The organism is Marinomonas foliarum, from assembly GCF_016906065.1.
In the GTDB taxonomy this organism is placed as follows: Bacteria; Pseudomonadota; Gammaproteobacteria; order Pseudomonadales; family Marinomonadaceae; genus Marinomonas; species Marinomonas foliarum.
Genome location: NZ_CP070273.1, coordinates 142539 through 165890 on the forward strand (window position 1 = coordinate 142539; position 23352 = coordinate 165890).

Consider the following 23352-nt stretch of genomic DNA (forward strand, 5'->3'; position numbering starts at 1 on the left):
AACATTATGGAACACCAAGCACTGCTTGATGCAACTGATTTACTTTGCCCAGAACCCGTTATGATGCTGCATGTTGAGATGCGAAAACTCACTGCAAAAAATGTACTCAAGGTTATTGCAACAGACCCATCAACAACAAGGGACATCCCTAAATTTTGCCAATTTCTTGGCCACAAGCTTATGAAACAAACGCAAGAGGGTGATATTTACTATTACTGGATTGAAAAAAAAGAAAGCTAACTTAAATAAAAAAGCCCAGATCAAAATCTGGGCTTTTTTGCTTATTAAGTGAAGTAGGGGAATTAGGCTACTTTCAACTTTCTTGAGTGCTCTTTATGTCCAAGAATGGCACTTTCATAAGTCTGTTCAAAGCTAGAAAAGCCAACATCAATATCCAACCTTAACTGACGAGCCACATCACTTGATGACACTAGGCCACGAATGGCTTTTGTTTCTTCATCAATCACTAATAAATGCTGCAGCTTATTGTTACGCTGGCTAAATAAAAGTGACTCTATATCTGAATGCTGCAATGAAGTATAGGACAAAGCAAGTAGCACCTCCTTTGATCTCATTAAATCAGCAACCATCAGTTCAGAACGATCAAAACCATTTGCAACCTGTTTGATAAAGACATCTTCAGACAGATCCTCCAAGCTGACAATACCGACAAAATGGTTATCGGCATCAACCACTATTTTCATGCGTACGTGCTCTTTTCTCATTAATTGCACCAGCTCATCGGCACGAGTATTAGATTCAATTACCCGAGGCCCCGCTTTTTGAAAGTCCGTAAACACAGTGACGGCAGGAGAATAGATATTAATGTTTTCAATAGTAGCAGGCCATGTAAGTTCATTTACACTTTTTGTTGATACGTAAGTTAATGTTTTCATGATAGATCCCCAATAAAAAATAGTTAAATAAAAATAGGGTGAGTTATATCAATGAAAATGGCGGAGCTCTTGGATTAACATTACGAATAACTTTGGCACTGGCAGCAAAGGCATCAAAAATGTATGAATTAGATTGGAGAAGTGGGGCGTTAACATAAGATAAACTTAAAAATAAGCAACCTTTATCTGATCCAGTATCTTTGTCAGGAGTAACAACCTCATGACAAACCTGCTCAACTGTAGGCTCTAACCATCGAAACTGGTTTACTTCTTGAGCATTTGCACGCTGAGAGATCGTCAGAATAGACGATACAATCACTGCAATGATCATAAGTAATTGAGTTTTCATTGGAATACCTAAACATTAAATTGTCTACTTAATATAGGCTTGCTTGAATTTAAATCCCAGTATTAATTGCAAAATGCCGTGTATTTACACTATCTGAAGGTTTGTCAAAAAATTGTGGCCAGTGCAGCATTGCTTATTACAGGCCATAAGTAAAACGCCAGCTTATGCTGGCGTTTTACTTAATTCATATCACCTTAAGCTTTATGACAGATGCTTTAGTAAAGCTTCTACACTTTCTTTAGCATCACCAAATAGCATACGAGTATTTTCTTTGAAGAACAGAGGGTTTTCAACACCAGCATATCCTCGGCTCATTCCTCGCTTAAGAACGATTGTCTGTTTACCGTGCCAAGGTTCTAACACTGGCATGCCGGCAATAGGGCTATCAGGCTCTTCATTCGCTGCGGGATTAACAATGTCATTTGCCCCAATAACGATAGATACATCGATGTTTTTAAAATCATCATTGATCTCATCCATCTCATAGACGATATCATATGGCACCTTAGCTTCAGCTAATAAAACGTTCATATGACCGGGCATACGACCCGCTACTGGGTGAATACCAAAGCGTACATTCACCCCTTTATCACGAAGCTTCTTGGTGATTTCATACACAATATGCTGTGCTTGAGCTACTGCCATACCATAGCCAGGTAAAATCATCACTTCTTTCGCATCAGCCAAGGCTTGCGCCGCTTCTTCAGCTTGAATTTCGATAATAGTACCTTGCTGCTCAGCGCCTGTAGTACCGCTTGCTTTGTTGACCTTGCTTCCACCAATGCCACCAAGAATGACATTTAGGAACTTACGGTTCATAGCACGACACATGATGTAGCTCAATATCGCACCACTACTACCAACCAATGCACCAATAACAATTAGTAAGTCGTTACCTAACATAAAGCCCATTGCCGCGGCGGCCCAGCCGGAATAGCTGTTTAGCATAGAAACCACGACAGGCATATCTGCACCACCAATAGCAATGACTAAATGCGCCCCAAAAACAAAAGCCAATAAGGTAATTATCGCAAGATAGTTCATGCCTTCTGCTGCACCAACCTGAGCAAACTGCACAACCAAATACACAACAGCAATACAAATCAGAAGATTAAGTAAATGACGAGCAGGTAATCTAAGCGGCTTGCCAGAAACCTTGCCACTCAACTTTAGATAAGCAACTAAAGACCCTGTAAATGTTACCGCACCAATAAACACACCTATCGCTGTCTCTACATCATGTATGCGTTGAGCAACCAAAGAATCATATTGCCCATGGCCTAATGCATTCGCAAAGCCAACAAAAACAGCAGCCAAACCAACTAGGCTATGGAGAATAGCCACCAGCTCTGGCATTTGTGTCATTTCAACGCGTTTGGCAAGCAACCAACCAATTAAACTACCGGGTACTATGCCGAGTAGCAGCAATTCATAGTTATCAGTTACGGCACCAGCAATAGTGATAACAACTGCGAGAGCCATACCCAACATGCCATAAATATTACCGCGTCTTGCGCTTTCTTGATGACTTAGTCCAGCTAAGGCCATGATAAACAACGCACTAGCCCCTATATATGAGGCTGTCATTATTCCAAAGTTCATTGTTTATCTCCTATTTACGGAACATTTTTAGCATGCGATGTGTCACGGCAAAACCGCCCACAATGTTGATGCTGGTAATAAAAATCGCCATCGCAGCTAGAATAGATACGATTGGGCTGTCACTCGACACTTGGGTAATAGCACCAATCACAATAATGCTACTAATCGCGTTTGTTACACTCATAAGTGGCGTATGAAGAGAGTGACTCACCCCCCAAACCACCATGTAACCAACAAAGCATGACAATACAAAAACCGTCATGTGAGCCATAAATTCCGCTGGCGCAATGGTGCCCAAACCAAGCAGCAATGCCCCCGTAATAAGAACCGGTAAGAGGAAGCCAAAAGCACTCGGCTTTTTCTCTTTGGCTTTTATATCAGCTTTTTCTGGTTTCAGTTGTTCGCTCACATCCGATTTTGGTGCTGCTGAAAGTCTAGGTGCCGGTGGTGGCCAAGTAATACTGCCATCTTTCACAACCGTTGCTCCACGAATCACTTCGTCTTCCATATTGAGATCGATCTGACCGTCTTTATTCGGGCATAACTCAGTAAGAAGGTGATAAATGTTAGTAGCAAATAACTGACTGGACTGAGCCGCCATACGGCTTGGCAGATTGGTATAGCCGATAATAGACACACCATGTACATCAATCACTTCATTGGCTTGTGTTAAACGACAGTTGCCACCTGTCTCTGCCGCCAAGTCAACAATAACGCTGCCGGGCTTCATTGAGCGAACCATGTCTTCGGTTATAAGCTCAGGGGCGGTTTTGCCTGGAATTAATGCTGTCGTAATAATGATATCTACATCTTTTGCTTGTTCCGCAAACAGCGCCATTTCAGCAGCAATAAATTCTGCGCTCATGGTTTTAGCGTAACCACCTTCACCACTGCCATCTTCATCGTTAAAATCTAACAGTAGGAATTCGGCATTCATACTTTCGACTTGTTCTTTTACCTCTGGGCGAGTGTCGAAAGCACGCACAATAGCACCCATGCTTTTGGCGGCCCCAATTGCGGCTAAACCCGCAACACCAGCACCGATTACAAGCACTTTTGCAGGTGGAACTTTACCCGCTGCTGTAATTTGTCCAGTAAAAAATCGACCAAAGTGTTGAGCCGCTTCGACGACAGCACGATAACCAGCAATATTAGCCATCGAACTAAGAACATCCATTTTCTGAGCTCGTGAAATACGTGGAACGGCATCTAATGCTACGACATTCGTTCCACGCTCAGAAAGCTGCTGAAGTTTGTTCGCATTTTGCGCTGGGTGTATCATACTGATTAGAGTTTGACTCTTACCTAACAACTCAACACCATAAAACCCAAGCTCAGGGTGCTCAACAGGAGGGCGAACCTTTATCAGGACGTCAACCTCATGCCAAAGCTTTTTAGTATCCTGTGTTATTTCAACACCAGCCTCTTCATAGGCTTCGTCTGAGTAGGAAGCTGCAGTACCAGCTCCGCTTTCCATTACGATATCAAACCCTAACTGCTTCACTTTGGAAGCAATAGAAGGGGTCATGGCAACTCTTAGTTCGCCATCTTCTATCTCTTTTGGGATTCCAATTTTCATATTAATGCCATTTTATATTTATTAACGTTAGCCTGAATATTCATCCAATATGTCTGGAAGATACTGCCCTTGTTTCCTACTGAGTAAACGAGTACGAAGTGAGCACAATTAAAAACCAGCTGCTTGTTAATCTATTGCATGCCAGCGTCATCAGCTGTTGTCATAACGACGTTTTATTGAGTTCGGATCAGACGCCAATGCATTGTCTTAATTTTTCAATTGAATAATTGATTCGATCCCGCTTACCTTAAAGAAGCAGGGAGAGCGTATCTCAAGATATAAAATGTCGTAATGAGATAAGTTGAACATGAGGGGATGTGCGATCCTGCGACATTGAACGCCGTATGCGACCAGGGATGAAATGTCTGAATCTCGACATTTTATGATGGTGAGTAAGCGACAATATCGCCTAAATATCATGAGGTATTATTTTTTGGTTCAGGGCGAATGTGTGCTTTGCATCAATAGGTACTACAATAAAAATAACACTCCCGCCTGTATGAGTTTTTAGCGACTAAGGCGGTTGTAGGAGGATTTATAATAATGACTACACCGAGATTCGTGACTTGGGAACCTACCGTCGGTCAATCCATCATTGATGAGTTTAAGGCCAAGCCAGGCGCCTTACTGCCACTTTTACATGCTATACAAGATCGTTTCTCTTACATCCCAGAAGAGGCTGTAGCGCTCATTGCAGCATCTTTAAAATTAAGCCGTGCAGAAGTTCATGGCGTAATCAGTTTTTACCATCACTTCCGAACTAAGCAACCCGGGCGTCATGTCGTCGAAGTATGTCGTGCAGAAGCTTGTCAAGCTTTAGGATCTCGTAGCCTAGAAGCTCACGCTAAAAGCACTTTGGAAGTGCAGTACCACCAAACAACTAGCGATTACAATATTACCCTAGAGCCTGTTTATTGCTTAGGAAACTGCAGCTGTGGTCCATCAGTACGAGTGGGCGATGAAATTTATGCAGACGTTGATAATCAACGTTTTGATGAGTTGATCAACAGCCTTAAAACAGAACGTTTGGAGGTTCAATAATGGTTCAACGTATATACATACCTTCAGACACGACCGCTAAAGCGTTAGGGGCAGACCGTCTTGCTAAACTGATCAATATCATGGCAAGCGAACTGGGCGTTGAACTGGATATCAAACGCAATGGCACTCGCGCATTATATTGGTTAGAACCTTTAATAGAAGTTGATACTACACAGGGTCGCTTTGGTTTTGGCCCTGTCAAAGAAGCCGATTTAGAATCCCTTTTTGAAGCCAAATTTTGGCAAGGCGACGTTGAGCATCCTTTAGCACTCGGTTTGGTAGATGATATCGAGTACCTCAAAAAGCAACAGCGCCTAACCTTTGCACGTATCGGAGAGATAGACCCTTTGTCTTTGGGCGATTATCAAACCTTAGATGGCTTCAAAGGTCTAAAAAAAGCCCTCAAAATGGATCCGCAAGCACTGGTCGACCAGGTTAAAGAATCAGGCTTGCGTGGTCGAGGCGGTGCAGCATTTCCAACTGGTATCAAATGGCAAACCGTATTAAATGCACCAGCAGAACAAAAATACATTGTCTGTAACGCAGATGAAGGCGACTCCGGCACCTTCGCGGATCGATTGGTGATGGAATGTGATCCCTTTATGTTGATAGAAGGGATGATTATTGCAGGCTTAGCTGTTGGCGCCACTCAGGGCTATATTTATCTCCGCTCTGAATACCCACTGGCCTACAAAACACTCAATCAAGCTATTGCTCTGGCTTATGCCAACAATTTACTTGGTAGCAGCATCCAAGGCAGCGAAAAGCATTTCGACTTAGAAGTTCGTCTAGGTGCTGGAGCTTATATATGTGGTGAGGAAACGTCATTACTTGAAAGCCTTGAAGGTAAGCGCGGATTAGTACGTGCCAAGCCTCCATTACCCGCAATTGTTGGCTTGTTTGGCCAGCCAACTGTCGTCAATAACGTTTTGTCCCTTGCTGCTGTTCCTTTCATATTAGATCAAGGTGCGAAAGCATATGCAGATTGCGGAATGGGACGCTCTCGTGGCACCTTGCCTTTCCAATTGGCAGGCAATGTGAAACGAGGTGGTTTGGTTGAATTAGCATTCGGACCAAAACTCAGCGAGCTAATGTTTGATTTTGGTGGCGGCACCAGGAATGGTAGACCGCTACGCGCTGTTCAGGTTGGGGGGCCATTAGGGGCTTATCTACCAGAGTCTCAATGGGACACTCAGCTTGATTATGAAGCCTTTGCTAAAGAGGGTGCTGTACTAGGTCATGGTGGTGTGGTGATGTTTGACGACACTGTTGATATGAGTGAGCAAGCTCGATTTTCAATGGAATTCTGCGTGGCAGAGTCTTGTGGTAAATGTACGCCTTGCCGTATAGGTTCTACTCGCGGTGTTGAAGTTATTGATCGTATTCGTTCTGGTGAAAATGTGGATAGCAATATTGAGCTATTAACAGATCTATGTGAAACCATGGTTGACGGTTCACTCTGTGCAATGGGCGGTATGACGCCGTTCCCAGTGCAAAGTGCGATGACACATTTTAGAGAAGATTTTGTTAAAAACGCATCTTCAGCCACGAATACAGAGGAGGTCTAGACATGTTGCAGTATTACGATCCAAATAAAGCTGATCCAAGTAAAGATTACGGAACACCTGCCTCACTTAGTGAAAAGCTGGTAACACTAGAAATAGACGGCGTTGAGACCTGCGTTCCAGAAGGGACTTCTGTCATGCGTGCTGCTGCTTTAGTGGATATAAATATCCCTAAACTGTGTGCAACTGATAACTTAGAAGCCTATGGTTCATGTAGACTTTGTGCCGTTCAAATTGAAGGTCGTCGTGGCACACCTGCGTCATGTACTACACCAGCAGAGCAGGGCATGAAGATTTGGACCCAAAACGAAAAGTTAGCCAAACTTCGCCGTAATATCATGGAATTGTATATTTCTGATCACCCGCTTGATTGCTTGACCTGTCCTGCGAATGGCGACTGTGAATTACAAGATATGGCAGGTGCTGTCGGCCTAAGAGAAGTTCGCTATGGCTTTGAAGGTGAAAACCACTTAGACGCCCCTAAAGATACGTCAAACCCATATTTCACCTTTGATGCCAGCAAATGCATTGTCTGCTCACGCTGCGTACGTGCCTGCGAAGAAGTCCAAGGCACCTTTGCCTTGACGATTGATGGTCGTGGCTTTGACTCAAAAGTGGCTGCTGGCCAGAATGAATCCTTCTTAGACTCTGAATGTGTTTCTTGTGGTGCCTGTGTGCAAGCGTGTCCAACCGCAACGCTTTCTGAGAATTCAATTATTGATTTGGGCCAGCCAGAGCACAGCGTAGTAACGACTTGTGCATATTGTGGTGTTGGTTGTTCGTTCCGTGCAGAAATGAAAGGTGATCAACTTGTGCGCATGGTGCCTGATAAAGGCGGTGATGCAAACCATGGTCACTCTTGTGTGAAAGGGCGTTTTGCTTTTGGCTATGCAACACACAATGACCGTATTAAAACACCAATGATTCGTGATTCTATCGACCAGCCTTGGAAAGAAGTTGGTTGGGAAGAAGCCATCTCTTTTGCTGCAAGCCGCCTAAAAAGCATTCAAGCAGAACATGGCCGTGAAAGCATTGGTGGTATCACGTCTTCACGCTGTACCAACGAAGAAACTTACCTTGTGCAAAAGCTGATTCGTGCGGCATTTGGTAACAACAACACGGATACCTGTGCCCGCGTTTGTCATAGCCCAACTGGCTATGGATTAAAACAAACCTTAGGTGAATCTGCCGGAACTCAGACCTTTGATTCTATTATGAAGTCTGACTGTGTATTGGTTATAGGTGCAAACCCAACCGATGCTCACCCAGTATTTGGTTCAATGATGCGTCGTCGTTTACGTGAAGGGGCAAGTTTGATTGTTGCCGATCCACGTGAAATTGATTTGCTGAAAACGCCGCATCTAGGTGATTCAGCGCACTTACCATTACGCCCAGGCTCTAACGTTGCCATGGTTAATGCTTTGTCTCATGTTGTTATCACTGAAGGTTTGGAAGATACAGATTTCATTGCGAAACGCTGTGAAAGCGATGCTTATGCGAAATGGCGTGCATTTATTTCAGAACCTCGTAACTCGCCAGAGGCGGTAGAAGAAATTACTGGCGTATCAGCGACTGCGGTACGTGAAGCTGCTCGCACATTCGCTAAAGCACCCAACTCTGCCATTTACTATGGCTTGGGGGTTACTGAACACAGCCAAGGCTCCACTATGGTTATGGGGATCGCCAATCTTGCATTAGCAACGGGGAACATTGGTCGTGATGGTGTGGGGGTTAATCCACTACGTGGCCAAAATAACGTTCAAGGCTCTTGCGATATGGGGTCGTTCCCGCATGAGCTACCAGGCTATCAACACGTTTCTGACCCGATCGCACGTGGGCGCTTTGAGGCAGCTTGGGGTGTAAGTTTAGACGATGAACCAGGTTTGCGAATTCCTAATATGTTTGATGCAGCTATCGCTGGACAATTTCGTGCCTTATACGTTCAGGGTGAGGACATTGCACAATCCGATCCGAATACCCAACACGTTGAGGCCGCTTTAAAAGCATTGGATTGCCTCATTGTTCAAGATATCTTTTTGAATGAAACAGCGAAATTTGCCCATGTATTGTTACCTGGTTCTTCTTTCCTTGAGAAAAACGGCACCTTTACAAACGCAGAACGTCGAATTAACCGTGTACGCAAAGTAATGCCCGCCGTTGCAGGAAAAGAAGATTGGGAAGTAACCGTCGATCTGGCAAATGCTTTGGGTTATCCAATGAGCTATAACCACCCGTCCGAAATTATGGACGAGATTGCCTCCTTGGCTCCAAGCTTTGCCGGTGTAAGTTACGAGAAACTCGATAAACACGGCAGTTTACAATGGCCTTGTAATGATCAGTTTCCGGATGGCTCACCAATAATGCATATGGAAAGTTTCCCGATGCCAGAAGGCAAAGGACATTTTGCTATCACTGAATTCGTACCAACTACAGAACGGGCAAACCGCAAATTCCCTTTGCTGTTAACCACTGGGCGAATTCTGAGCCAATACAACGTTGGTGCACAAACACGACGTACAGACAACCAAGCATGGCACGATGAAGATATTTTGGAACTTCACCCTCATGATGCGGAAGAAAGAGGCATCAGTGATGGCGACTGGCTTGGCATCACGAGCCGAGCAGGGCACACGGTCTTACGGGCACGAGTTAGTGTGCGAATGCAACCGGGGGTGGTTTATACCACATTCCATCATCCTGGAAGCGGTGCAAACGTAATCACTACCAATAATTCTGATTGGGCAACGAACTGTCCTGAATATAAAGTCACGGCAGTACAAGTTGAGAAAGTCTCTCAACCCTCAGAATGGCAAAAAGACTTTGTGGCGAATCATCATCGTCAGAATAAGTTTTTAGCAGAAGCCTCGGCCGTTGCAGCCAGTGATGAATGATAAATAAGCTGATGTGACTGTCCTTCTGGTAGGTCAGTCACTATTAGTTATTATAATGAAACAGCTGTAGTGAGAGTTATGTATGCACCAAACAGAACAAGAACATTTAATTGATATGATCAATCAGATTGCTGTTAACAATATCAGCCTAGGTGATGATTCCGTTGTGGCCGATATGATTGCAGGACATGTTAAGAAGTTTTGGCCACGTCGTATGAAAGTCATTTTGAATGATTATGTGGTCAATGAAGGGGGAGAGCATCTTCACCCTGCTGCTTTGTTGGCAAGCAAGAAACTGTCGAAAGAAGGATAATCACAAACCCCAGTTTTACTGGGGTTTGCTTTTTCGCGATGCAAAAGCCTAAAGTATAGATAAAGACTCTTTTTGATGGCACGATTGCATTTACGCTGGCAGCATAATCGTTGCTTCACCAGTCACAACAACTTTACCATCACACTCGCACACGGTTTTCAATGTCGCACGGCGACGGCGTTCGTTAATATCCGTTACCGTTACTTTAGTCACGACTTCTTGACCAATGAAAACAGGTGAACGAAATTTCAGAGTCTGTTCTAAATATATACAGCCTGGCCCTGGTAATTGTGTCCCAATTGCTGCAGAAATAAATCCCGCCGTTAACATTCCATGAGCAATTGGCTGACCGAAGGATGTTGTTGCTGCATAATCCGAATCTAAATGAACAGGATTTGTATCACCCGTCACTTCAGCAAAAGCATGAACATCTGCCTCTGTCACCACTTTACGATATTCAATGCTTTGATCGACAGAAAGTTGCTCTAATGTATAGCCAGTAGTCATTACCAATCCTTATTTTGTCATTTTCGGTTATGGTACACTTTCGGCGGTTTATTCTTAAGAGGTATCTATGGTTAAGTTAGTTATTTTTGATTGGGACGGTACCTTATTCGACTCTATCGACAAAATTTGTCTAAGTATGTTAGAAGCAGGTCTAAACGTAGGTGCACCGCTCAAAACAAAAGATGACATAAAGAACATTATAGGTTTGTCTCTCGACAAAGCAGTCCATACAGTTTGGCCTGAATGTTCACCGCAAATGCAGAATGACATTATCGAACATTACAAAACACTTTACGTTGCATCAGATCAAGTACCACCACTAGCGTATCCTGGCGTCATGAATGTGCTTGATAAACTTCATGCTGCAGGCGTCAAGATGGCAGTAGCAACTGGAAAAAGCCGTCGTGGACTTAATCGAGTCATGTCGCTGACAAACACCAACAATTACTTCCTAACTTCCCGCTGCGCAGATGAGGCCGTATCAAAACCAGATCCCCTTATGCTTAACCAAATATTAGCAGAACTGGATATTCTCCCAGAACACGCCATCATGATTGGCGATACAGAATACGATCTAAACATGGCAACCAATGCTGGAATGAAAAGCATTGGAGTGACTTATGGCGCACATCAAGAGGAGCGCCTAAGAGCTTGTCAGCCACACGCTATCATTAAAGATTTCAATCAACTATCAAATATTTTAGGGCTATAGAAATGAGTTGGACAGAAGACGAAGATCGCGAGCAGTCACTTAAAAAAACCGAAAGCCCGCAAGCAACGACAGAAGAAAAATCAGAGACAGAGAGAGACCCAAACAAAGAAATATGGTCATTACTGGAAAAAACACTCAGTGAAAACCTTATTGAAAAACGCCGCGCTAGGCGCTGGAAAATTTTCTTTCGTTTTACCACGCTCGCTATTTTCTTGGCTGTGATTGGAGCTTGGTTTGCAAAATCAAACTTTCAAGACGTCACCCTAGAAGGGGACATTGTCGCCATGATCCCTATGCGTGGTGTCATCGGTGCTGATAATGAAATAGAGTCCTCAGAATTTGTAGGTTTGCTTGATGCTGCCTATCGCAACTCTCGCTTAAAAGGTGTCGTTATTGAAATGAATAGTCCGGGCGGTAGCCCAGTGCATTCCGGTATTATTTATGATGCCATTCGCGCCAAAGAGCAAAACTATCCAGAAATCCCGGTTATCGTGGTTGTTGAGGATATGGCGGCTTCTGGCGGATATTACATAGCATCTGCTGCAAATGAGATTTACGCAGATAAAGCCAGCTTAGTGGGCTCTATTGGCGTAATTTCATCTGGTTTTGATGCAAGTAACTTATTAGAGAAAATTGGTGTAGAGCGACGTACTTTCACTGCAGGACGCAATAAGGCCTTTCTTGATCCGTTTGCCCCAATGACAGAAGAAGCAAAATTAAAATGGCAGGCCGTATTGGATGAAACTCATCAGCAGTTTATCAATGCTGTTAAAGAAGGTCGTGGTGATAGGCTAGTCATTACAGATGATGTTTTCTCTGGCATGGTATTTACTGGCTCTCAGGCTGTAAAAATTGGTCTTCTCGATGGTTTAGCTAGTGTAAATGGCATATTAGACTCACGCTTTCCAGATGCTGAACCTGTTGTTTATGAGCCAAAACAAGACTCATGGAAAGAGCTAGCCAAAGAATTTGGTGTGGAAATGGCAACAAAAGTCATCAACACAACGAGTATTCAATAATTTCAATCGCAATGCTACTAAGCTCCTACGGGAGCTTTTTTATTGCCTAAAATTAACACTCAGATGTCGGTTCATGATGGATGAAGCTACCCGTTTGATTAAATTCATAAATAAGATAAAATAATTATATAAATTATCATATTTAGACTTGGAGACAATTGATGGCTCGTAAAGCGAACATAGCAAGAGAAGAAATTCACCAAGCCTGTTGGGATTTGATTGAAAAAAACCACTTCCCCAATATCCCTCGCTTAACTGAGTACTTTCTACAAAAGGATGGACGACGTTGTTCAAACACCACTTTTCTAAATGCGATTACTGACTGGGAAGAAACCTATAAAGAACAGCAGCAAAATGAATTAAGCGAGCTCAATGACGTGTTGCTTCCTGTTTTTAAACGATTCTCAAGAGAAGTCACTCAAAACCTCGGGAAATTGCTTGATGAAAAGTCGTCCGACATAGAGCAGCATCAAAAGCTTAAGCAAGAAGCAACACAAAGCGGTTATCTGTCTTTATCTTCAGCATTAATAGAGCTACAAACAGCGCATGACACATTAACGTCGGAACACAAGAAAGTATGCAATGAAGCCGAATCGCTCCGACAGAAACTTGCTTTTAGCGAACAAAGATACCAAGAGGTCATTGCTCAAAATTCAGTACTAACAAATCAGCTCAAACAAGAGCAAAAAGAAAGTACAGAGTTCAGAATTAATCTTGCTCAAAAAGAAGTAGATCTCGCCAAGCAAGACAATCAGCTTATAAAGCTAACCGAAGAAAACGTAAAATTAACCGTAATGCTCGAAGAACATCAAAACGATAAGACAGCAGATGAAGCGAAAAAATGGCAAGAAATGACAAAAAAACTTGATGCATTAACCAGTTCAATGAAAACCACGCAACGCAAAGATAGAGGCCCAAAACAATAACCGCTATAATGCCTCATTCGCCGTATCCGTGCATTCAAATTAAGAAGAGAAGATGAGCTACAAACAAACAGCCGTTCGAGATTTAACCACCATCAAAGACTACATTCGTTGGACATTCAGCCGTTTTCAACAAACGAACTTGTTTTACGGTCATGGTACAGATAATCCATGGGACGAAGCGGTTCAACTCGTAATGGGCGCGTTAAAGCTTCCTCTCGATTTTGATCGTGATATGCTGGACTGCGCACTGACTTATGATGAAAAAAAGCACATTCTTAAACTTGTTCAGACACGTATCACCAAGCGCGAGCCATTACCGTACTTGTTAGGCGAAGCTTGGTTTATGGGGTTGCCATTTAAAGTCACCAAAGACACCTTAATTCCGCGCTCACCGATTATCTCGCTACTTGAAAGCGAATTTACCCCTTGGCTAAAAAACTACCCATTAAATATTTTAGATATGTGCACCGGCTCAGGCTGTTTAGGCATTGCCGCAGCCCTAGTGTTTGAAGATGCTGAAGTCGATATTTCAGACATCAGCGAAGCGGCACTTTTAGTGGCCAATGAGAATATTCAGCGCCATCAAGTGGAAGACAGAGTTCATGCCATTCACTCAGATATGTTTAAAGGCTTAGCAGGCAAACAATACGATCTTATTATTTGCAATCCACCTTATGTAGATGCCGAGGACTTTGAAAGCGCGCCAGCTGAGTTCCATAACGAGCCAGAATTGGCCTTAACATCCGGTGAAGATGGACTTAATTTTACCCACGAATTTTTAGCCCAAGTCGCGCATTATCTGCAAGATGACGGTATATTAGTATACGAAGTAGGAAACACCGAAGTAGCGTTACAAGCTGCTTACCCTCACACCCCCTTTATGTGGGTTGAATTAGAGCAGGGTGGTAATGGTGTTTTTATCCTAACGAAAGAACAACTTAGCGAACTATTACAAGAGCAGAAATAAACTATGTCTGGTAATACATTTGGAACACTTTTTAAAGTCACCACTTTTGGTGAAAGTCACGGTCTTGCGCTTGGCGCCATTGTAGATGGTTGCCCTCCAGGCATTGAGATTTGTGAAGCAGATCTTCAGCGTGACTTAGACCTGCGTAAACCTGGAACATCAAAACACACCACACAACGTCGCGAAGCTGACGAAGTTAAAATCATGTCAGGTGTGTTTGAAGGCAAAACCACGGGCACACCAATTGGCTTAATCATAGAAAACACCGATCAGCGCTCTAAAGACTACGGTAATATTGCAGATACTTTCCGTCCTGCTCACGCTGATTATACCTATGATCAAAAATACGGTTTTCGCGATTATCGTGGTGGCGGTCGTTCATCTGCTCGTGAAACTGCGATGCGTGTTGCCGCTGGCGCCATTGCAAAGAAATACTTGAAACAACAATTTGGTATCGAAATCCAAGGCTTCCTATCGCAACTAGGCCCAATAAAGTTAGAAGTTAAAGACTTAAGCCAAGTTTATGAAAATAGCTTCTTCAGCCCAGATCCTGACGCTATTCCACAGCTCGAAGAATACATGACAGCACTTCGTCGTGAAGGTGATTCAGTAGGTGCGAAGATTACGGTTATTGCGAAAAACCTTATGCCAGGCTTAGGTGAGCCAGTTTTTGATCGCTTAGATGCTGACATCGCCAAAGCCATTATGAGTATTAACGCAGTGAAAGGCGTGGAAATTGGTGACGGTTTTGATGTTGTTGAACAAAAAGGCAGCGAACATCGTGACGAGATGACGCCTGAAGGCTTTTTAAGCAATCATGCTGGCGGCGTGTTGGGTGGAATTTCATCAGGGCAAGATATTGTTGTTCACATGGCACTAAAACCAACATCAAGCATCACGATCCCAGGTAAAAGCATCGACCGCGCAGGCAACTCGATCGACGTTATTACAAAGGGTCGACATGATCCATGTGTTGGCATAAGAGCAACGCCTATCGCAGAAGCTATGTTAGCTTTGACCATTATGGATCATTTGCTAAGACACAGAGCCCAAAATGCCGATGTTGTTTGTCCAACGCCTATTATTAAAGGGCAAGCATAAGCTTACAATAGTCTAAATACTAAGCCGCTATAACAATTATAGCGGCTTTTTTATTGTTACATTTTTAATTGAGGCAACTAAATGGCTAACAAACTAGGCTCCACCGTTATTCGAGTTTGTGTTGGATCAACCAATCCAGTCAAAGTAAATGCTGCTAGACAGGCTTTTTCGCAGGTTTTTCCTAATCACATCATTCATTGCGAAGAAATGCATGCACCTTCTGGTGTTGCTGATCAGCCCATGACCGAAGCAGAAACCCGTCTTGGCGCACAGAACCGCGCTCGCTATTGTTTTGAGAACCATGCTAGCCACCAAGATATGAATTTCTTTGTAGCAATGGAAGGTGGTGTCGATGAATTTGAGGAGGGCGCAGCTACCTTTGCTTACGTCGCCATTTTAAACAGTGAAGGGCATTTAATGACAGGACGTTCAGCTAATTTGCCTTTGCCGAATAAAGTTTATCAACGCTTACTAAGCAATGATGAATTAGGCGACGTTATGGATGAGTTATTTAATACAGATAACATCCGACAAAAAGGCGGCGCCATAGGCTTGTTTACTAATCATGCAGCCACAAGAGAAAGCGTGTACACCCAAGCTTTAGTGCTTGCTCTTGCTCCTGCGTTACACCCAGAACATTACATTTAAACACCTATATAAGTAGCAGATACGATGAAATATAAATGGGTCTTATTCGACGCTGACGAAACGCTATTTCATTTCGATAATTTCGCCGGCCTAAAACACATGTTTGCGCAACATGGCGTTACTTTTGAAAAAGCAGAATACGATGAATACCAAGTTGTAAATAAGCAGCTCTGGGTGGAATATCAAAACAATCAGATTAATGCAGAGCAATTACAAACTAGGCGCTTCAAGCTATGGAGCGATAGACTGGCTATAAGCACTAAAGAGCTTAATAAGCAGTTTTTAGACTCTATGGCGGATATCTGTAAAACGTTACCAGGTGCTGTAGAACTCGTAACGCATTTACATGAAAATAACGTAAAAATGGGCATCATTACCAATGGTTTTGTCCAGCTACAACAGATCCGATTAGAACGAACTGGCTTTTTGCCATATTTCTCACCAGTGGTTATTTCTGAGCTCGTTGGCGTTGCGAAACCACACGCGAAGATCTTTGAATACGCTTTAGAACAAATGGGCTCACCAATCAAAGAGCACATACTTATGGTTGGTGATACCTTGGAGTCGGATATTCTAGGCGGAAACAACTTTGGAATTGATACGTGCTGGCTAAACCATCACAACAAAGAGCATCCAATGGAGATAACTCCAACTCTCCAGATTAATTCCTTGGTAGATTTACTGGTTTGGTTGAAATCAAAATAGGGCATCAGGGTCTATATAATCCAATACAAAAATCCCCCATACAAACTGAAAATTATTTATATGGGGGATATTGCAAGAATATTTTATTACTTACTTTTTGTAGCGGACAGATACTTATCTAAGGTTTCTTGGCTTGCTGATTTAACTGTCATGCCGTTTGGTCCAGCACCAATATTTGTAAATTGTTTTGCTGGCTCACCATGCTCTTTAAAGAATTCTAACTCTTTGGAACCTTCTTCAAAGACCCAAAGACGACCGTCTTCAACTTTTGTTGTAAACCCATTGATGTCGTATTTGGACGCCATAGAATCTTCAGAAGACATTGAAGAACAAGCACTAAGGGAACCAGCAAGCAACGCAGCAATAATCAGTTTATTTTTCTTCATAAGATCACCTGTATAAATATATTTTTTAAAGTTAACAAAACTATAATGAAAGAGTTACGTTACAGAAAAATGACGAGAGATGATTTTTTACGCTGCATGTGCATGATTTTGTGGCGCAAGAGTAAAAGGCTTTTTGGGGTTCACATAGAGCCGTATACAACCAAACTATTTCCGATAAATGTTATTATCGGAAATAGTGTTTAATTGGAAATAGCGGCCTTTAACCGCTAAATCTTTTGAAATCTATTCAAATATCTTTATCTGCAATAATGCTACGGTTACGACCCTGTCCTTTAGCTTCATACAATGCATGATCAGCAAGTGACAAAGTTTCTGCTACTGTTAATCCACTTTCTACAAACCAGGCAGCCACACCGATTGATACAGTAATATTTCCTACAACGTCAAAGGCTTCCTCTGAAATGGCAATCCGTAATCGTTCAGCTATCAAAAATGCATCATCCGCAGTCGTTTCTTTTAACAACAACACAAATTCTTCACCGCCAGTTCGAGCCACCATATCACCATCACGGCAAAAGCGGTTTAATATTTTAGTTTGTTGCTTTAGAACATCATCACCAACACTATGACCGTAGTTATCATTAATACGTTTAAAGTAATCAATGTCTAATGCTAAAACAGAAAACGGCATTTCCAGCAAAGTAAGTTGTTTGAGCTTAAGCTGAAAAGCTCGGCGGTTATTCGCACCAGTTAATGGATCCGTTTCTGCATCTCGTTTTAGTTCGCCAATTTGATTTTGAACAAGCTTAACCCCGCTTAGCATGGCCTTTTTAAGTCCTAAGCTTTCTACATACCACGAATCAATACCTTCTATTTCTTCATTAACTGTAGGGCTATCAAGCGCCCCAGCTTTTTCAGCTAACTCCTGAAGAGGACGAGATATGGCTCGTGCAAATAACCAAATAAACAAGAAAACAGCTAAAGCCATGGGTAAAGTACGTAAAATCACCTTCTCCATAATGCCTATTAAAGGCGTCAACGTGGATTCCATTGGGCTCTGCGTGACAACGACCCAGCCGGTACTAGGAATAGTCGAATAACCAGCAAGCATTTTAACCCCTCTGCTATTTGTCAGTGACATCCCTCCTTCTTTCTGTTTCAGAATCTCATCAACACCATCATTTTCGGCGAGGAAAGAGCCGATTCTATTTTTCTCTGGATGGTATAGAATTTGTTTATCTTGGTCGATCACGTAGATGTAAGAGCCGTTTTTATAATGATGCTCACCCAATATTTCACTCAAAATATTAGGACTTTTTAGGTAGATAGAACCGCCAAGAAAGCCTAGATAGTTGCCGCTGAAATCAAAGACTGGTGCTGAAAGAAATACTATCAAGTTCTTTAAAGTAGAAAGGTATGGGTGGCTAACAAGTAGTTTTTTTTCCTCTATAGCCTCTAAACTACCGGCGGATTTAAGTTGCCTTCCAACTAAATCTAGCGTCTCTGGTGAAGCCGCTTGCGTTAACCCTGTTGCATCACTTATAACCACAGAATTAAAGCTGTCTGTTTGAAATTTCAATCTATTGGCTTCTGCTTGTAAATACTCTTCATCATCCATTTTGTCGAACAAAGAGCTAGCCGCATAAACCAGTTGTTGTTTGGATGACGCTATGAACACCTCTGTAGTATCAGCTAGCTTACTGGCGTAGGCTCTGTTTACCTCAATTGACTGCTTAATTAGCTGCTCCTTCTGCACTTCGTAGTTTGAATAAAAACTATTCGCGAAGGTTAAAACTGTCGCGGTCAGTGCCAAAAATAAAATGAGACGATTTAGCTTGAAAAACTTACTTCTTAACGTAGTCAAAACAGTACATCCGTTGCATTGGTTTAAGCATTATTTATTAGGTATTGGCATAAAAGCCAACAGGCTGTTGTGCTTCAATTGATCGAGACCATTATCATTTAAAAAATATTTATCATTCAATCATGATACATACGATTAAACAATGTGCATTATCGATACGTCATGTCTCAACTTATAAAATTCAACAGCAAAGTATGAAACGAGCTTGAAGAAGCATAAAAAAGAGCGCATTAAGCGCCCTTCTATTTAGCAAAAAATACAGTCACCTTAAGCCGCTTTTTCATGGCTTAAGTCTGCAGGTGCGGTCGCTCTTATACGACGATTTAGCCAAACCATAATTAGTGCGAGGAAAGATAAAACAGCAGCAGCACTTGGAACCCAGTCAAAACTAAAGCCAATACTTATCACTAATCCGCCTAAAGCAGCGCCTAATGCATTACCTAAATTAAATGCACCAATATTAATAGAAGATGCTAAGCCTGGTGCTTTGTCTGCAATTCTCATAACCTGCATTTGCAATGGAGGCCCACTACCAAAAATGACCACGCCCCATAATAAAGTTGTCAATCCAGCACCAACGACCGTTGTTGAGGTAAAGCGAAACATCAAGAGCACTAATATCTGTAAAGATAGAAAAGTAAACAGCGCGAAATCTGGAGATTTATCGGTTACTTTTCCACTAATGTAATTTCCTAAGGTAAAGCCTATACCAACAAGCATCAGCATAGTGGCGATGGCGTTATCAGATGCTTGCGCTAAAGTCTGCATAATAGGAGCGATATAGGTATAAAGCGTAAACATGGAACCCGCACATAAAACTGTAGTCGAGAATGCTCGCAATGCAGCAGGCTGCATGATCGCTTTAAGTTCATTTTTTACATCGGGTCGAACCGCTTTAGCCATAGCAGGTAAACTGCGGGTAATACCAACAATCGCCACAATACCTAATACGGCGGTTACTGCAAAAGAAATTCGCCAATCGAAAGTCTGGCCCAGCCAGGTAGTAATCGGAACACCAACTATATTTGCAATGGTTAAGCCCAAAAATATGGACGCTACTGCAGAGCCTTTTTTGTTAATAGGTGCAAGATTCATTGCCACAACGGCACCGATACCAAAAAAGGCACCGTGAGAAAGGCTAGTGATCACACGAGACACTAAGAATGTCTCATAGTTAATAGAAATAGCTGATAGCACATTACCGATAACGAAAACTACCATCAACGCAATCAAAGACGTTTTGTGACTGTATCGCGTCAAATACAAAGTAATTAAAGGAGCACCTATCATTACACCAACAGCATAAGCACTAATTAACAAACCAGCAGCCGGAATGGAGGCATTCACACCATCCGCTATAACCGGTAACAAGCCCATAGGCATGAACTCGGTTGTCCCTATTCCAAAAGTCCCTAATGCAATGGCGAAAATGCCCCACTGATAAGCAAGCATAAAAGCTCCCAAGTTTAATTCAAGATTTGTTAGTAGAAATAATGGCGTAGAGTTAAAAACAAAATAAGCCAAGAGCTTGCACTCTTGGCTTATTAATCAATGTAAATATTTTACAACACTTGCAGCATGATTGCTTATTGAAAAGTTCTCTTAATGATAGTTACTGGGCTTATTTATGATGGCGTGGCCACCAAAACCAGTAAACAACAAACATAATTAGCAAAAAACCTATCATATTAATGATTATGCTCATTTATCCTCCTCAGCACTGTTTTGATTTGAACGAGAAATACGGAACAATCTAAGTCTATTAGCATTAGTGACGACAGTGACTGATGATAAAGCCATTGCGGCGCCAGCAATAACAGGACTTAATAACCATCCAGTAAACGGAAATAAAATCCCCGCAGCAATAGGAATACCTAAACTGTTATAGGTAAATGCCCCCCATAAGTTCTGCTTAATATTCCTTAAGGTAGCTGAGCTTATTTGAATAACATCAGCGACACCGTTTAAGTCATTATGTATCAAAGTGATATCAGCGCTTTCCATAGCAACATCGGTTCCTGCCCCCATCGCAAAGCCCACATCGGCCTGAGCTAAAGCAGGAGCATCGTTGATGCCATCACCAATCATTCCAACCACTTCGCCTTGGGCTTGAAGCTTCTTAACCCAGTTCAACTTATCATCTGGCATCAGTTGCGCATGATAATCTTCAATACCAACTGTATTGGCTACTGAAGCGGCTGTTTCTGGGTTATCCCCAGTCAACATAACGACTTTTAAACCCTGTTCTTTGAAGTTCGAAATAGCTGTTTTAACGCCTTGTTTAATGGAGTCTTCAACATAGAAAACAGCCAATAACGCAGTATCATCAGAAAGATAGACACGGGTTGCCGTATTGTATTGCCGATCAGGAGTATTTAAATCTAGAGAAACCACCTTTTCTTTCATCAGACGCTCATTACCAAGATAATAAGTCTTTCCTTCAATACGCCCTTTCACACCTAAGCCAACCAATGATTCAAACTCATCCAGGGCAACGCTTTCTTTTTCTGCAGCATCCGCCTGACAATACTCCGATAAAGCATCCGCCAAAGGATGGTTGGCTCGCGCCTCTAAAGATGAAACTACCTGAGCCACAAAACCTTTATGAGCTTGCTCACTTAATGTTTCATTTACGACTTTTGGTTTGCCTTCTGTAATAGTGCCCGTCTTATCCAGCACCACAACAGTCAATTCACTTGCTCTTTGTAAGGCTTCACCGTTACGAATAAGGCCACCATATTCTGCAGCTTTACCTATCCCTATCATTGTAGAAATAGGTGTTGCTAACCCCAAAGCACATGGGCAAGCAATTATCAGTACTGAAATGGTTGTTACCAACATGTAGGAAAAGACAGAGTCATTGCCCACATCAAATATAGAAAGGTTAAACCAAGCAAGTGCTGTCATAATAGCGATAATGACCACGCTTGGCACAAAAATAGAAGACACTTTGTCGGCTAACACACTAATCGGTGGTTTTGAGTTTTGCGCCTTTCCCACCATGGTTATAATCTGAGCCAGTAAGGTCTCAGATCCAACTCGGGTTGCTTTAAATAGTAAGCTGCCTTGTCCGTTTACGGTACCAGCGGATAACAAGCTCCCAGAACTCTTTTCTATTGGCGCTGCTTCACCTGTCAGCATGGATTCATTTACTGTCGAAAGACCCTCTATGACTTCGCCATCAACAGGAATTTTGTCACCAGAGCGAACCCGCAAAATGTCATTTACTTTGATATCTGACACATTTATAAGAGATTCGGTATCACCATCTACCAGAGTGGCCATTTTAGGACGTAAGTCTAAAAGCCGATGCAAGGCTTGGCTCGTTTTACGACGCGCTCTCAACTCTAATGCTTGACCAAGATTGATTAAACCAATGATCATAACTGCAGCTTCAAAATATAAGTGACGAGCGTTATCAGGCAACCAAGTCATAGGCGCAAGCACAACTAACATTGAGTATAACCAAGCACTACCAGTGCCTAACGCGATTAATAAATCCATATTAGCCTGATGGCTAATAAAGGCTTTCCAGGCGCCACGAAAATAATGCTTACCGGCACTTACCATAATCAACAGTGACGCAACACCAACAACAAACCAAACAACCCTATCAGTGAGCGAGCTCACCATCATGCTTCCGCCCAACAAACCATATAGCATCAAGGGGACCCCTAGACCTAAACCCAGCGCCGATGATCTACGTTTATAGCGATACTCAGCAAGCTCCCTTTCACCTCGCTCTTCTTCATTTTTTTCAGCATCAAGGATAAGGTTTGCGTGATAGCCTGAATTCTCCACTGCTTTGATTAATGCATCCGAAGAACCTTTAGTGACGACTTGTGCTGTATGGCTTGCGAAATTAACGTCTGCGGAAATAACGCCCTCAGAATTCAACAACGCCTTTTGTACTGTATTAACACAACCGGCACAGGTCATCCCACCAATAGAAAATTGATAGTTAACAGAGTCGTCTACTTTATCGGAGCTGCCCTGCTGTTTACCTGTAACCTCTTTGTCTATGTCGACTCCTTTCCTGCTATTTGAATGAGCTAGCTCATCAAAACTAAACAACCCCACTGAATGATAACCAGCCTCCTGAACGATGGCTTCAATAGTTGCCAAATCTAAATCCGACGTAACAGCTAGTTTATGCTCTTTCGGCATACCTTCGATGATTGCTTCTGGGCTTTTCTCTTGGATAAGCTTGCGCACTTTCGATACGCAGCCTTGGCAAGACATTCCAGTAACCTTCAATGTAAGCACTGCATTTTGATCAGCTATTTTTGAATCTGTTTGTGTCATTTCAACCTTCCTCTT

The 23352-nt window shown here is 42.5% G+C and carries 21 protein-coding genes; 12 read left to right on the forward strand and 9 right to left on the reverse strand.

Annotation, left to right across the window (positions count from 1 at the left end; all coding sequences use genetic code 11):
* Nucleotides 1-6 precede the first annotated feature (6 nt).
* Nucleotides 7-240, forward strand: coding sequence for a sulfurtransferase TusA (tusA, locus tag JSY38_RS00710; protein WP_114413561.1), 234 nt, complete (start codon nt 7-9; stop codon nt 238-240).
* A gap of 62 nt (nt 241-302) precedes the next feature.
* Here the strand turns inward: tusA and JSY38_RS00715 are convergent, their stop codons facing one another.
* From JSY38_RS00715 to JSY38_RS00730, 4 genes are all read right to left on the reverse strand, one after another.
* A complete protein-coding gene (locus JSY38_RS00715; RefSeq protein WP_205114763.1) occupies nt 303-896 on the reverse strand; it encodes a CBS domain-containing protein in 594 nt (197 codons plus the stop codon).
* 43 nt (nt 897-939) lie between these two features.
* On the reverse strand, nt 940-1245 hold the full coding sequence (locus JSY38_RS00720; protein WP_205114764.1) for a hypothetical protein: 306 nt from the start codon (nt 1243-1245) through the stop codon (nt 940-942).
* Nucleotides 1246-1446: 201 nt separating this feature from the next.
* Nucleotides 1447-2847 (reverse strand): NAD(P)(+) transhydrogenase (Re/Si-specific) subunit beta, encoded by a 1401-nt coding sequence (locus tag JSY38_RS00725; protein WP_205114766.1) that lies wholly within the window; start codon nt 2845-2847, stop codon nt 1447-1449.
* Nucleotides 2848-2857: 10 nt separating this feature from the next.
* Nucleotides 2858-4426: a Re/Si-specific NAD(P)(+) transhydrogenase subunit alpha gene (locus tag JSY38_RS00730; protein ID WP_205114767.1), complete on the reverse strand. Its 1569-nt coding sequence runs from the start codon at nt 4424-4426 to the stop codon at nt 2858-2860.
* A 543-nt stretch (nt 4427-4969) separates the two neighbouring features.
* Here JSY38_RS00730 and JSY38_RS00735 point away from each other — a divergent pair.
* From JSY38_RS00735 to JSY38_RS00750, 4 genes are all read left to right on the forward strand, one after another.
* Nucleotides 4970-5467, forward strand: a complete 498-nt coding sequence (locus tag JSY38_RS00735; protein WP_114412545.1) for a formate dehydrogenase subunit gamma — start codon at nt 4970-4972, stop codon at nt 5465-5467.
* The gene (locus JSY38_RS00740) at nt 5467-7035 is read left to right on the forward strand and encodes a formate dehydrogenase beta subunit (protein WP_205114768.1); all 1569 of its coding nucleotides are present in this window, start codon (nt 5467-5469) and stop codon (nt 7033-7035) included. Before JSY38_RS00735 ends, JSY38_RS00740 begins: the two co-directional genes overlap by 1 nt.
* A 2-nt stretch (nt 7036-7037) precedes the next feature.
* Nucleotides 7038-9923 (forward strand): formate dehydrogenase subunit alpha, encoded by a 2886-nt coding sequence (fdhF, locus tag JSY38_RS00745; RefSeq protein WP_205114769.1) that lies wholly within the window; start codon nt 7038-7040, stop codon nt 9921-9923.
* Between the two features lie 82 nt (nt 9924-10005).
* Nucleotides 10006-10236, forward strand: a complete 231-nt coding sequence (locus JSY38_RS00750; RefSeq protein ID WP_205114770.1) for a formate dehydrogenase subunit delta — start codon at nt 10006-10008, stop codon at nt 10234-10236.
* Nucleotides 10237-10326: 90 nt separating this feature from the next.
* Here the strand turns inward: JSY38_RS00750 and JSY38_RS00755 are convergent, their stop codons facing one another.
* Nucleotides 10327-10743, reverse strand: a complete 417-nt coding sequence (locus JSY38_RS00755) for a MaoC family dehydratase (RefSeq protein WP_114412541.1) — start codon at nt 10741-10743, stop codon at nt 10327-10329.
* 67 nt (nt 10744-10810) lie between these two features.
* Between JSY38_RS00755 and JSY38_RS00760 the strand changes: the two genes are divergently transcribed.
* The 7 genes from JSY38_RS00760 to yjjG all read left to right on the forward strand — a co-directional run bounded on the left by JSY38_RS00760 (nt 10811) and on the right by yjjG (nt 16821).
* Nucleotides 10811-11455 (forward strand): HAD-IA family hydrolase, encoded by a 645-nt coding sequence (locus JSY38_RS00760; RefSeq protein ID WP_205114771.1) that lies wholly within the window; start codon nt 10811-10813, stop codon nt 11453-11455.
* 2 nt (nt 11456-11457) lie between these two features.
* Complete coding sequence (sppA, locus tag JSY38_RS00765; RefSeq protein WP_205114773.1) at nt 11458-12474, forward strand: signal peptide peptidase SppA; 1017 nt, start codon at nt 11458-11460, stop codon at nt 12472-12474.
* Nucleotides 12475-12635: 161 nt separating this feature from the next.
* Entirely contained in the window at nt 12636-13400 is a 765-nt protein-coding gene (locus JSY38_RS00770) for a hypothetical protein (protein ID WP_205114775.1), read from the forward strand.
* A 52-nt stretch (nt 13401-13452) separates the two neighbouring features.
* A complete protein-coding gene (prmB, locus tag JSY38_RS00775; RefSeq protein ID WP_205114776.1) occupies nt 13453-14367 on the forward strand; it encodes a 50S ribosomal protein L3 N(5)-glutamine methyltransferase in 915 nt (304 codons plus the stop codon).
* 3 nt (nt 14368-14370) lie between these two features.
* Complete coding sequence (gene aroC / locus JSY38_RS00780; RefSeq protein WP_114412536.1) at nt 14371-15468, forward strand: chorismate synthase; 1098 nt, start codon at nt 14371-14373, stop codon at nt 15466-15468.
* Nucleotides 15469-15549: 81 nt separating this feature from the next.
* A complete protein-coding gene (gene yjjX / locus JSY38_RS00785; RefSeq protein ID WP_205114777.1) occupies nt 15550-16116 on the forward strand; it encodes an inosine/xanthosine triphosphatase in 567 nt (188 codons plus the stop codon).
* Between the two features lie 24 nt (nt 16117-16140).
* Entirely contained in the window at nt 16141-16821 is a 681-nt protein-coding gene (gene yjjG / locus JSY38_RS00790; protein WP_205114778.1) for a pyrimidine 5'-nucleotidase, read from the forward strand.
* 86 nt (nt 16822-16907) lie between these two features.
* Here yjjG and JSY38_RS00795 read toward each other — a convergent pair whose 3' ends face one another.
* The 4 genes from JSY38_RS00795 to JSY38_RS00810 all read right to left on the reverse strand — a co-directional run bounded on the left by JSY38_RS00795 (nt 16908) and on the right by JSY38_RS00810 (nt 23337).
* Complete coding sequence (locus JSY38_RS00795; protein ID WP_114412533.1) at nt 16908-17207, reverse strand: hypothetical protein; 300 nt, start codon at nt 17205-17207, stop codon at nt 16908-16910.
* Between the two features lie 247 nt (nt 17208-17454).
* On the reverse strand, nt 17455-19032 hold the full coding sequence (locus tag JSY38_RS00800) for a sensor domain-containing diguanylate cyclase (RefSeq protein WP_205114779.1): 1578 nt from the start codon (nt 19030-19032) through the stop codon (nt 17455-17457).
* 267 nt (nt 19033-19299) lie between these two features.
* The gene (locus tag JSY38_RS00805) at nt 19300-20484 is read right to left on the reverse strand and encodes an MFS transporter (RefSeq protein WP_205114780.1); all 1185 of its coding nucleotides are present in this window, start codon (nt 20482-20484) and stop codon (nt 19300-19302) included.
* Between the two features lie 249 nt (nt 20485-20733).
* Nucleotides 20734-23337 (reverse strand): heavy metal translocating P-type ATPase, encoded by a 2604-nt coding sequence (locus tag JSY38_RS00810; protein WP_205114781.1) that lies wholly within the window; start codon nt 23335-23337, stop codon nt 20734-20736.
* Nucleotides 23338-23352: the final 15 nt, after the last annotated feature.